At 64.2% G+C, this 10,958-nt stretch carries 11 protein-coding genes; 6 read left to right on the top strand and 5 right to left on the bottom strand.

Going from position 1 to position 10,958, the window contains the following annotated elements:
- Positions 1-28: 28 nt before the first annotated feature.
- Positions 29-958: a neutral zinc metallopeptidase gene (locus EN851_RS29100; RefSeq protein ID WP_135916337.1), complete on the bottom strand. Its 930-nt coding sequence runs from the start codon at positions 956-958 to the stop codon at positions 29-31.
- Positions 959-1,146: 188 nt separating this feature from the next.
- Between EN851_RS29100 and EN851_RS29105 the strand changes: the two genes are divergently transcribed.
- Positions 1,147-3,210 carry a hypothetical protein gene (locus EN851_RS29105; protein ID WP_135930547.1) on the top strand — a complete coding sequence of 688 codons (2,064 nt, stop codon included), beginning with the start codon at positions 1,147-1,149 and terminating at the stop codon, positions 3,208-3,210.
- A 91-nt stretch (positions 3,211-3,301) separates the two neighbouring features.
- Positions 3,302-4,192, top strand: a complete 891-nt coding sequence (locus EN851_RS29110) for a polysaccharide deacetylase family protein (RefSeq protein ID WP_135930548.1) — start codon at positions 3,302-3,304, stop codon at positions 4,190-4,192.
- Positions 4,193-4,233: 41 nt separating this feature from the next.
- Here EN851_RS29110 and EN851_RS29115 read toward each other — a convergent pair whose 3' ends face one another.
- The 3 genes from EN851_RS29115 to mntR form a co-directional block, all read right to left on the bottom strand.
- On the bottom strand, positions 4,234-5,067 hold the full coding sequence (locus EN851_RS29115) for an alpha/beta hydrolase (protein ID WP_135930549.1): 834 nt from the start codon (positions 5,065-5,067) through the stop codon (positions 4,234-4,236).
- Between the two features lie 27 nt (positions 5,068-5,094).
- A complete protein-coding gene (locus EN851_RS29120) occupies positions 5,095-5,283 on the bottom strand; it encodes a hypothetical protein (RefSeq protein ID WP_127870038.1) in 189 nt (62 codons plus the stop codon).
- Positions 5,284-5,387: 104 nt separating this feature from the next.
- Entirely contained in the window at positions 5,388-5,837 is a 450-nt protein-coding gene (gene mntR, locus EN851_RS29125; protein WP_127870037.1) for a manganese-binding transcriptional regulator MntR, read from the bottom strand.
- Between the two features lie 213 nt (positions 5,838-6,050).
- Between mntR and EN851_RS29130 the strand changes: the two genes are divergently transcribed.
- From EN851_RS29130 to EN851_RS29140, 3 genes are all read left to right on the top strand, one after another.
- Positions 6,051-7,415: an Nramp family divalent metal transporter gene (locus tag EN851_RS29130; protein ID WP_135930550.1), complete on the top strand. Its 1,365-nt coding sequence runs from the start codon at positions 6,051-6,053 to the stop codon at positions 7,413-7,415.
- Positions 7,416-7,468: 53 nt separating this feature from the next.
- Positions 7,469-8,311, top strand: a complete 843-nt coding sequence (locus EN851_RS29135; protein WP_189521951.1) for a protein-L-isoaspartate O-methyltransferase — start codon at positions 7,469-7,471, stop codon at positions 8,309-8,311.
- Between the two features lie 92 nt (positions 8,312-8,403).
- A complete protein-coding gene (locus EN851_RS29140) occupies positions 8,404-9,054 on the top strand; it encodes a dihydrofolate reductase family protein (protein WP_135920933.1) in 651 nt (216 codons plus the stop codon).
- A 45-nt stretch (positions 9,055-9,099) separates the two neighbouring features.
- On the opposite strand, the gene EN851_RS29145 is transcribed toward EN851_RS29140, so the two are convergent.
- Complete coding sequence (locus EN851_RS29145) at positions 9,100-9,969, bottom strand: LysR family transcriptional regulator (protein WP_135930551.1); 870 nt, start codon at positions 9,967-9,969, stop codon at positions 9,100-9,102.
- A gap of 93 nt (positions 9,970-10,062) precedes the next feature.
- Here EN851_RS29145 and EN851_RS29150 point away from each other — a divergent pair, with 93 nt between their 5' ends.
- A complete protein-coding gene (locus tag EN851_RS29150) occupies positions 10,063-10,662 on the top strand; it encodes a LysE family translocator (protein WP_135867266.1) in 600 nt (199 codons plus the stop codon).
- Positions 10,663-10,958 lie beyond the last annotated feature (296 nt).

Consider the following 10,958-nt stretch of genomic DNA (forward strand, 5'->3'; position numbering starts at 1 on the left):
CGTCACGTCTTTTTCCGAAAACGACTGCTTAGAGCGGCCCGCTCATCGTATTGCAGTCCGACAGCTTGCCGCTCTTGTAGCCGCGCGTCAGCCAGGTCTGACGCTGCTGCGAGGTGCCGTGGTTGAAGCTTTCCGGCACGACATAGCCCTGCATCTTCTTCTGCAGCGTGTCGTCGCCGATCTGCTTGGCCGCGTTCAGCGCGCTTTCGAAGTCGCCCTGCTCCAATATGCCCTTCTGCCCGGTGTAGTGCGCCCACACGCCGGCGAAGCAGTCGGCCTGCAGTTCGATGCGCACCGACAGCTGATTGGCATCGGCTTCGCTCATGCCTTGGCGCATCTGGTCGAACTTGCCCATGATGCCGGTGAGGTTCTGTACGTGGTGGCCGACCTCATGCGCGATGACGTAAGCACGGGCGAACTCGCCGGAAGCGCCGAACTGCTGGTCGAGCTGCTGGAAGAAGGTCATGTCGAGATAGACCTTGTGATCTCCAGGACAATAGAACGGTCCGGCCGCGGCGGAAGCAAAACCGCAGGCGGAGCGGACCTGGCCGGAAAACAGCACCAGCTTGGGGTCCTCATAGGTCAGGCCTTGCGACTTGAAGATGCCCGTCCAGGTGTCCTCGGTCTCGGCGAGCACGGTCGCCACGAACTGCTTCATCTCGTCATTGGCCGGGCTACCCGCGCTGCTATCCTGACCACCGCCGCTGTTGTCCGTGATCTGGCCACCGCCGCCCGGCAGCAGGCCGCCGTCGCCACCGCCCAGGATCGCCGAGGGATCGAAGCCGAAATACCAGCCGGCGATCACGACAAGGATGACGAGGATGATACTGCCGCCGCCACCCGTCCGGCCGCCGATGGGCAGTTGGAACTGACCGCCGCCGCCACCGATCCCGCCGCCGCCACTGTCGCTGCGGTCGTCCTCGATATTGTCACTCTGACGACGGCCTCTCCAGAGCATGGCAACTCCTCGCTGCAAACTTTCCCGTTGTTCCGGCAGGCCGGCTCAATCCAACAAACAATTATCGTAATGGTTGCGCCAAGTCACAGCATTTTTCGTGAGGGCGGCGGCGCTGGGTGGCCGTTTCACCGCACTGGCCGGGAGCGCGCAAGGCCTGTAGCATCGCCGGGATCGGAGGGGTTCGAGGCTTGAGGACGATCGCAGGTTTCCTGTCGCTGCTGGTGCTGTGCCTTGGGCTTGCAAATGCCGGCGCGGTGACGCTCGATTCCAGCGTCGCGGTCACCGATCCCGCCACCTTGCAAGCGCTGGAGCGTGGCGGCCTGTCGATCAGCCGCCTGCTCGGCCCCGCCCTCGGCCTCACCCGCGACGTCGACAATCGCGGCCTGTTTTCGGTGCCGGCGCTGGCCACGGTGCGCGACACGGTCAAGCGCGAGATATCAGAAGAGCCCAAGACCAGCCCCGACCCCTATGTCGCGGCCATGGCGAAATCGAACGACACCAGCCAGAAATTCAATCCCAGATACATCGATGACGACGGCTCGACGCTCGACCTCACCGGCGTCGTCAACCGCATGGACCGAGGCTACCTCGGCCACACCGAATGCGGCGAGATCCGGCTGATCTACCGCTTCCACTATTCGGTCCAGGAAAAACCGGTGAAGGGCAAGCCCGGCCAGCGCATTTCGTCGCGCCTGCCGCTGACCATGAGCCTGGTCTTCAACGCCAAGCCCGGGAAGGCGCAGGCCCGCGTTGCGAAGGACCTGCCCGGCGCCACCGACGCGTCCTGTGCGGACGTCGCCAGGCGCTGGCTGGCCGCCGGTCGAAAGGACCTGCCACCCGAGCAATTGGCCGCCTGGCTGCGCTCCGACGAAGGCCCGCTGTCCGGCGCCATGCTCAATTCTTCCCAGATCATGCGGCTCGAGCTCAACATGCAGGTGCTCAGGCTGTCGGCTTCGACGCGGCGCGATTTCGGCGGCCACGCCGAGTATCTCCTGAAAATATTCAAATGGGATCCGGCCATTTCAAGCTTCTATGAAGCCAGGATGGAAAACGAGATCGACCGGGCGACGGTGCTGGCCGACAGGCCAGCCTTCGCAAAATGGCTGCTCACCGACCGCAACATCTACGATCTCGACCATGGCCGGCTGGTCGTCGACGAGAAATTCCTGGCCAAGAGCGCCGTCTCGGTGGCACCCGGCGGGTTGAGCCGCTCGCAGAACGACATCGTCCATGGGCTGGTCGACGACGCCGACATCGACAAGGCGCTGAACGACTATGTCGCCAGGGGCAACACACTCGCCACCATCAAGTCGGCCGCCGGCTTCAACCTGCGCCTCAACGAGATGTCCTGCACCGGCTGCCACCAGACGCATGGCATTGCCGGCTTTCACTATACCGGCGCGGACCCGGCCAGCGAACCACGCCGTAATGCCGTCTTCGTGCCGGGCTCGGCCGTCTTCTTCGCCGACCTGCCGCGCCGCCGCGCCATCGTCGAGGAATTCGCCGCCGGCGGCGATCCCGATTTCACCAGGGGTTTCGCCGCCCGTCCGGACCGGAAATACGCCGAAGCGCTGAAAGGCACCGATCTCTACAATGGCTGGGGCTCGATCTGCTATCGCGGCGAGGATGAAAGCTTCAAGGACTGGACCTGCGGCACCGGCCTGCGCTGCGCCGGGGTCCACGAAAGCGCCATCCATCCTGGTTTCGGCACCTGCGTCAGCGAGAAAGGCACCGCGGTCGGCGACCCCGTGGAATTCGGCGAAATCAGGATGTCGACCTGGGGCAGCGACCGGTATTGCCGCCTGTCGCCGGCAACCGCCAAGGATTGCGCCATCGATCCGGCACGCGACAGGAAGCCGGCGGTCAAGCTCGCCGGCTATGGCGCCGCGCGCCAGCGCTACGACAATCCCGAACAGAAGACCGGCGGCTTTCCCGGCGGCATGCTGCGCAAGGCGAGCTGCGACAAGCTCCCCGACGAGGCAAGTTGCGGTCGCCTCGCCAAGACCGGCTTCAATGATTGCATCGCGTCCGGCAAGGACCATAAATTCTGCACGAAGGAATTCACCAAGACCGCCGGCCTGCGCGCCTGCGACAAGGCGCATCCCTGCCGCGAGGACTATATCTGCACCGCCGGATATGACGATCTGCCCGAGGCCAAGCCTGGCGAAGGCACCTGCATCCCGCCCTATTTCATCTTCCAGTTCCGCGTCGACGGCCACCCGCGCAGCTGGAAGCAGGATGTCAGCGAGTGAGCCGTCGGCTGATTGGACGACAGCCCGAAGTAAACCTTCATTAACCATAAGAGGACTAAAAGCGTAAGCGATTCAAAGGGATCCTTCCGCCATGGCTTTCGTGTCCGGGCGCCGTCTGGCGCAGCTGTTTGGCATTGTCGCCTTGGGCGCGTTGGCCACCGGTTGCACGACGGCGAAACCTGCGACCGACGCCAAGGATGGCAAGCTCGCCTATGCGACAGAGCCGAAGGAGACCGGCGCCGGCGGCTTCTTCTCCTCGCATTCCTTCAGCGGCCTTGCCGGCCGCAGCGTCACCGTCAACAGCATCGCCGACCTCAGGCTGCGCAACCACGAGGTGGTGCTGACCTTCGATGACGGCCCGATGCCCGGCCGCACCGAAAACATCCTGAAAGTGCTCGACAATGCCGGCGTCAAGGCGACCTTCATGATGGTCGGCCAGATGGCCCGCTCCTACCCTGCCCTTGTGCGCGAGGTCGCCGCGCACGGCCACACCATCGGCACCCACACCCAGAACCATGCCAACCTGACGCATATGAGTGCCACGGGGGCGCAAGCGGAGATCGACGGCGGCATCAAGAGCGTGTCTGCCGCACTGGTGCCGTCGTTGCACGGCGTCGCGCCCTTCTTCCGCTTCCCCTATCTCGCCTCGACGGCGACGTTGCGCCGCCAGCTCGCGGCGCGCGGCATCGTCGTCATCGACGCCGATATCGATTCCAAGGATTATTTCCCGTCGACGCCGGACCAGCTGCGCAAGCGCACCATGGCGGGTATCGAACAGCGCGGTTCCGGCATCATCCTGATGCACGACATCCATCCGCGCACCGCGCAAATGCTGCCGCACCTGCTGGCCGACCTCAGAGCCAAGGGCTACAACGTGGTGCGGCTGGTGCCCGGCCACCGCGGCCGCGAACCGCTGGTATCATCGCTGACGACAGGCACCGTGACGACGGTCCAGCAGACGGCCTACGCGGAGACCCGATAGGAGCACGGGAATTACGCCAAAACAAAGGGTTGATCGGTCCCCTAGCCGGCTTCCATGCTCCGCCAGAACTGAAGGACCGTAGCGGCGATCGCTTCTGGCGCGTCTTCCGGGACGAGATGCTTCGCATCAGGGACTGTCTGAAACGTCGCGCCGGGAATGCGCCGCGCCAGTTCCCGGCCGTCCTTTACCGGGATCCAATCGTCATTGTCGCCCCAGAGGATGGTGACCGGGCATCGAACCTCGCCATATCGCCACTCCACCTCCTCGCTGTACTTGTCATCCATCTGCGCGACTTGCCTCCAGAATGCCTTCTGGCCTTCGTCGCCAAGCCATGGACGCAGATAGGCCTGCATCTCGTCTTCGCGTAACGGATTGTACGTCGCGCCATCGATGTAGGCGCGTAGGATCGCTTCGTGAACATACGCTGGCAGCTCGGCAAAAACCTTCTCGTTCTGTTTGGCTGCCTGGACCAGCGGCGAACCTTGCGGGCTGATCGCCACCGGATCGATCAACACCAGCGAGCGGAACTCCAACCCATTGAGCAGATGACCGCGCAGAGCGGTCGATCCGCCGAAATCATGCGCGACCACGTCGGGCCGTTCCAGCTTCCAGTGGGCATAGAGCGCCGCGAACAATTCGTTCTGGATGCCGCGCGACACGTCGCCGTCAGGCTTGTCCGACCAGCCATAGCCAAGCATGTCGAAATAGTGGACGCGCCGCTGCTTCGCGAGCCATGGCGCGATGCGGCGCCACTCCACCGAGGAGAATGGGGTACCGTGAAGAACGACGGCGGGCGGTCCTTCCCCCATTTCGCCCCAGGCAATTGAATGTCCTTGAAAGACAAAGCGTTCGGGCGGGCGCCACTCGATCGTCATCAGCATCGATCCAGAATTGCTGCCGGCCTACTCTTTCTGCTTGGCGCCGGCGCTCTTGCCGTCCGAGCTTTTCGAGCGTTCCTCGAAACGATCGGCGCCTTTCTTCAGCGGATGGCCCATTTCGGCCTCGGTCTTGCGCTCATCCCTGGCCGCCGCCTGTTTCAGTCCTGTGGCTGCCTGCTTGCCTTTCGCGGTCGGTGCCTGCTCGACGCCCATTGCTTCCTCCCTGGCGCGCAACAAGCGCGCGATGAGAAGCAACGCGCATAAGCGGCGGCGGTTCCAGCGGCTAACGCTGTCGGGCAACCCGGCAATGACGCGCCTCAGCGCGCCGTCATCGCCTTGCGGAACGCGTCCAGCGTCTCGGCGCTGACATGGTGCTCGATGCCCTCGGCGTCGATGCGCGCCGTCTCGGCACTGACGCCGAGCGAGCGCAGGAAGGCTTCCACCGTCTGGTGGCGGATGCGGCTTTCCTGTGCGACCTTGCGGCCGGCTTCGGTCAGGAACACGCCGCGATAGGGTTTTCGCGACACCAGCCCGTCGGCGCACAGCCGCGTCAGCATCTTGGCCACCGTCGGCTGGGCGACACCGAGCCGCGCGGCGATGTCGACCTGGCGCGCCTCGTTGCCATCCTCGATCAGATCGGCGATCAGCTCGACATAATCCTCGACCAGCGCGCTGCGGCGCGCTTCGCGGGTCTGCCGGAACCCTTCCGAATGGATATCGGCATCGAGCAACGGCTCACGCGGGACCGGTCTGTTCTTCAGCGCCAAGCGCACTCCTCCTCGGAAGTTTAGCCGTCGCTGCTTTTATAGCACAGGCTCTGATTCTTCAGGCCGTTTATTTGCATTCCGCGAGAGGTGCAACCGGCGTCTCCGGCTGCCCGCCCTCACAACAAGCACCGACAATGAAATATAGCCTATTGCATAATGTTGAGCCATGGCATAGCTTAGGGGCATTCTCCGGAACCTGCGGAAAGCCTTTTCATGTCGGAAGCAGACGTCACAGCCCCCCGGTCCGCATGGCGGTTCGCCAAACGGGAGGAGGACGACCAGCCCAGTCTGCGCGAGGTCAATTCCAGCATCGCGGTGCCGACGTCAGGCGTCTGGTTCCGCCGCCTGTTCGCCTTCATGGGGCCGGGCTACATGGTCTCGGTCGGCTATATGGACCCGGGCAACTGGGCGACCGACCTCGCCGGCGGCGCCCAGTTCGGCTACACATTGCTGTTCATCATCATCCTGTCCAACCTGATGGCGATCCTGCTGCAGGCGCTGGCCGCGCGGCTTGGCATCGCCACCGGCCGCGATCTCGCCCAGGCCTGCCGCGCTTACTACCCGCGCCCGGTCAATTTCGTGCTGTGGATCGCCTGCGAGCTCGCCATCATCGCCTGTGACCTCGCCGAGGTGATCGGCACCGCGATCGCGCTGCAGCTTTTGTTCGGCATCCCGCTGATCGGCGGCGCCATACTCACCGCGCTCGACGCTTTCCTCGTGCTGCTTTTGATGAACAAGGGGTTCCGCTATCTCGAAGCCTTCGTCGTGGCGCTACTGATCATCATTTTCAGCTGCTTTGCGATCCAGATCTTCGTTGCCGCCCCGCCGGCCGGCACGATCCTGCATTCGATGTTCGTGCCGTCTTCCGACATCGTCACCAACCCGGCGATGCTCTACATCGCCATCGGCATCATCGGCGCCACGGTAATGCCGCATAATCTCTATCTGCACTCCTCGATCGTGCAGACCCGCGCCTATGAACGCACCGACGCGGGCAAGCGCGATGCCATCAAATGGGCGACGGCGGACTCCACCATCGCCTTGATGCTGGCGCTGTTCGTCAACGCCGCCATCCTGATCGTCGCGGCGGTCGCCTTCCACGACACCGGCCACCAGGATGTCGCCGAGATCGACCAGGCCTTCAAGCTTCTGTCGCCACTGCTTGGCCTGGGCATCGCCTCGATCCTGTTTGCCGTGGCACTGCTCGCCTCGGGCCTCAACTCGACGGTGACGGCAACGCTCGCCGGCCAGATCATCATGGAAGGTTTTCTGCGTCTGCGTATTCCCAACTGGGCACGACGGCTGCTGACGCGCGGCCTCGCCATCATTCCGGTGGTGGCCGTTACCGCGCTCTATGGCGAGAAGGGCACCAGCCAGCTGCTGGTGTTCAGCCAGGTGGTGTTGTCCATGCAACTGCCCTTCGCGGTCATCCCATTGGTGCAGTTCGTCTCCGACAAGAAGAAGATGGGCAACCTTGCCATCCCGCGCGGCGTGGCGGCGTTGGCCTGGGTTGTCGCGGCCGTCATCCTGGTGCTCAATTTCAAGCTGCTCTACGACACCATGTCCGGGGTTGGTTGAAGCTCCGTCTAATCCGGGACAAACCGCCAGATCGCTCTATCTTTCCCGATGCCATGAGCAACATCGAAGACATCAGGAGATTCTACGCGCGGCTGATGGCGGCCAACGCCGCTTCATCGGATCCGCGCCTGGAAGAGGTGTTCGCCAGCGTGCCGCGCGAGGCCTTTCTCGGTCCGGGGCCATGGACGGTCATTGCCGGCAACGCCAAGATCACGACGCCGACCGCGGACCCGGCCCATATCTACCAGAATGTGCTGGTGACGCTCGACGCCGAAAAGGGCATCAACAATGGCGAGCCGTTCCTGCACGCCATGTGGATCGGAAAGCTGGCGCCAAGACCCGGCGAGGCCGTCACGCATATCGGCGCCGGCAGCGGTTACTACACGGCTTTGCTGGCCACGCTGGTTTCGCCAGGCGGCACCGTCGCCGCTTTCGAACTCGACGACCAGATGGCCGAACTGGCGCGCAGGAATCTCGAAGCCTATGGCAATGCGACGGTTGTCCATGGCGATGCCGTGACCTCGCCCCTGCCGCCATCCGACATCATCTATGTCAATGCTGGCGTCGTGGCCCCTCCCGCCGGATGGCTGAGGGCGCTGCGCCCCGGTGGCCGCATGATCTTCCCCTGGCGTCCGGCCGAGAGCATTCCGTTCGCGGTGATGGTGACTCACAGAGAAAAAGGCTTTGCCTGCCATCCCTTCATGCGCTCGTGGTTCATCCCTTGCGTCGGCGCCTCGGCGATCCCTCCTGCGGCGAAGATCCCGACACGCGAAGAGGCCACGCGCAGCCGTTCTGTCTGGCTGATTGAGGACAGGCAGCCAGACAGCACCGCCACCGCAATCCTCGGCGAAGTCTGGTTCTCCTCCGACCCCGTTCACGCCGGCGACAACGGCTAGAAATTTGTCGTAGCGTGTCGAAAAGGAAGCCTGCCGTTCGTCGTAAGTTGAATCCGGCCGTGACGGCGCGGATCGCAAAAAGGAGAAGACGGATGAGAAAAATCATCGCCGCGACCTTCGTCAGTCTCGATGGCGTCATGCAGGCGCCGGGCGGGCCGGAAGAAGATCCGGTCGGCGGCTTCAAATTCGGCGGCTGGACGTTCCACTACTTTGACGAGGTGGCGGGCGCGGCAATGGAGGACCTGTTCTCCAAACCGTTCGCCCTGCTGCTCGGCCGTAGAACCTACGACATCTTCGCCGCGTACTGGCCTTATCAGAAAGATCCGATCGCGGATGCCTTCAACCCCGCGACCAAATATGTGGCGACGCATCGGCCGGATACCCTGGCCTGGCAGAACACGCACGCGCTCGGGCCTGATATCATAGCGGCTTTGCGCCGCCTCCGCCAAGAAGATGGACCTGACCTGCTCATCCAGGGATCGGGCAATCTGATCCAGACCTTGCTCGCCAACGGGCTGATCGACGAGATCCGGCTGATGACCTTCCCGCTGTTGCTGGGCAAGGGCAAGCGGCTGTTCGGCGATGCCGCGATGCCGGCCGCCTTCAAGCTGGTCAAATCGCAGGCATCCACCACCGGCGTCATCATGGCGACCTATGAGCGCGCGGGCGAAATCGAGGTCGGCTCGTTTGTTACGGGCGAACCATCCGACGCCGAACTCGAGCGGCGTAGGAACTGGAAGTGAGTGGTTCTTTCTCCCCGTCACTGTACAGGGAGAAAGGGCGCACCATCAAGCCGCCTGCGCCCGCCGCCCCAGCCCATCACGGATATGCCGCGCGAACTCCCGCGCAGCCGTACCCACGCCATGCCCCGGCAGATGCAGGTTGATGGCAAAATTCGGCAGCGGCGGCAGGCCGGCATCGAACGGCAATATGTCGAGATCCGGAGGCACGGTGGAGGCCAGCCAAGTGGTGACGGCCAGGTCCGAGCGAACCGTCGCCGTGGTCGCGTCGATATTGCCGTTCTCGAACACGCTGCGCCATTCCAGCCCATGCTCGTTGAGTGCCGACAGCACCACCGGCCGGAAGGCGCAGGTATCGGCAACGATCGAGACCGGCAATGGCCGCTTGGCGCGGGCCGCCCCGCCCCTTGCACCGACCCAGACCAGCCGGTCGACGGCCAGGCATTCGCCCGAGGTCGGGCCGACCCGCTCCTCGATCACCGCGAGGTCGATGGTTCCCGCCGCCAGTGCCGCCGCCAGTTCCGGCGAGGAGGCGCAGAGCAGCGATATCTCGACCTGCGGATAGGCTTCGGCATAGGCTTTCAGGACGGGCGCCAGCAAGGTGCCGACAAGGTCGTAGGGCACGCCGAGCCGCACCTGGCCGGCGACAGCGCTCCCCGCCATCTCGGACCAGATCTCGTCATTGAGGCTGAGCAGGCGCCTGGCCTTGTCGAACAGCCGCTCGCCGGAATGGGTCAGGCGCAGACCGCGCCGGTCGCGCTCGAACAGGCTGCAGCCGAGCGTCTCCTCCAGCCGCTTGACCTGCTGGCTGACCGCGCCCTGCGTCAGGTGGAGCGCATTCGCCGCCGCCGTCATGCTCGCCTTGTCGGCGACAGTGACGAAGGTGCGCACGAGGCTGGTGTCGAGATTGCGGATCATGTTGCATTATAGACGCTAATGCGGACCATCGCAAACATTGCATTTACTGATGCAAGCCCGCGTCTACCATGGATCTCCCGACGAGGATGCCCCATGCTCCAGCCTATTCTGCCGCTGATACTGTTTGCCTTCGTAGCCACCGCCACGCCGGGCATCGCCACCACCCTGTCGACCGCTTCAGGCGCGCGGTTCGGCTTCCGCCGCTCCGTTCCGCTGCTGGTCGGAAGTGCGACCGGCCTCGCAACGGTGACGGGCGCGGCCGGCGCTGGACTGGCCGGCCTGCTGCTGGCCATGCCGTCGCTACAGGTGGCGATGAAAATCATCGGCTCGCTCTATCTTGTCTGGCTGGCGATCAAGATCGGCCGTGCCGGCCCACCCAATCTCGATGTGGCGATGGCCAGGCCCAACAGTTTCCTGGGCGGCGCCGGCATCCAGTGGATGAACCCGAAGGGCTGGGCGATGGGGCTGGGCGCGGCGGCCTCCTTCGCCGCGCTTGCCGACGGGCCAGGACAACTGGCGCTGCTGCTCGGCTCGACCTTCGGCCTTGCCGCGGCCATCTCGCTGTCTGCCTGGTGCGCGGCCGGCATGGTGCTGGCACGGTTGCTCAAGACCGAATGGCAATGGCGCGCGCTCAACATCGTGCTGGCGCTGGTGCTGGCCGCCTCGATCATCCCGATGTGGCAGCCGCATTAGAAGCGTCGGCCTTCCAGGAGTTGGGTTTCTTGCCCCGCCATAGCGCTACGGGACGCGCGCATTTCCAGGCGGCTGGTAGCGGCGATCGCGTGGCATGACGGCTTAGCGCGTGAATTGTCTTGTGCCGCGCTGGTCGACCCCCACTCCGTCTCGGCTTCGCCGAGCCACCTTGTATCTACACGAGAGAGATTTCGTGGGATTGAAGCGATTGAGCCAAGGTCCGGGCGGCCGCCCGGACCTTGGCTTGGCGAAGTCGCCCGTACCACCTGAGGTTACAGCCGCGGGAGAGCTTGGGA

The organism is Mesorhizobium sp. M8A.F.Ca.ET.208.01.1.1 (assembly GCF_004791315.1).
Classification (GTDB): Bacteria; Pseudomonadota; Alphaproteobacteria; order Rhizobiales; family Rhizobiaceae; genus Mesorhizobium.

Bases quoted from the DNA above. Each gene is read 5' to 3' on its own strand.
- EN851_RS29100 (WP_135916337.1), bottom strand. From the start codon at position 958: ATGCTCTGGAGAGGCCGTCGTCAGAGTGACAATATCGAGGACGACCGC.
- EN851_RS29110 (WP_135930548.1), top strand. From the start codon at position 3,302: ATGGCTTTCGTGTCCGGGCGCCGTCTGGCGCAGCTGTTTGGCATTGTC.
- EN851_RS29115 (WP_135930549.1), bottom strand. From the start codon at position 5,067: ATGACGATCGAGTGGCGCCCGCCCGAACGCTTTGTCTTTCAAGGACAT.
- EN851_RS29120 (WP_127870038.1), bottom strand. From the start codon at position 5,283: ATGGGCGTCGAGCAGGCACCGACCGCGAAAGGCAAGCAGGCAGCCACA.
- EN851_RS29130 (WP_135930550.1), top strand. From the start codon at position 6,051: ATGTCGGAAGCAGACGTCACAGCCCCCCGGTCCGCATGGCGGTTCGCC.
- EN851_RS29135 (WP_189521951.1), top strand. From the start codon at position 7,469: ATGAGCAACATCGAAGACATCAGGAGATTCTACGCGCGGCTGATGGCG.
- EN851_RS29140 (WP_135920933.1), top strand. From the start codon at position 8,404: ATGAGAAAAATCATCGCCGCGACCTTCGTCAGTCTCGATGGCGTCATG.
- EN851_RS29145 (WP_135930551.1), bottom strand. From the start codon at position 9,969: ATGATCCGCAATCTCGACACCAGCCTCGTGCGCACCTTCGTCACTGTC.
- EN851_RS29150 (WP_135867266.1), top strand. From the start codon at position 10,063: ATGCTCCAGCCTATTCTGCCGCTGATACTGTTTGCCTTCGTAGCCACC.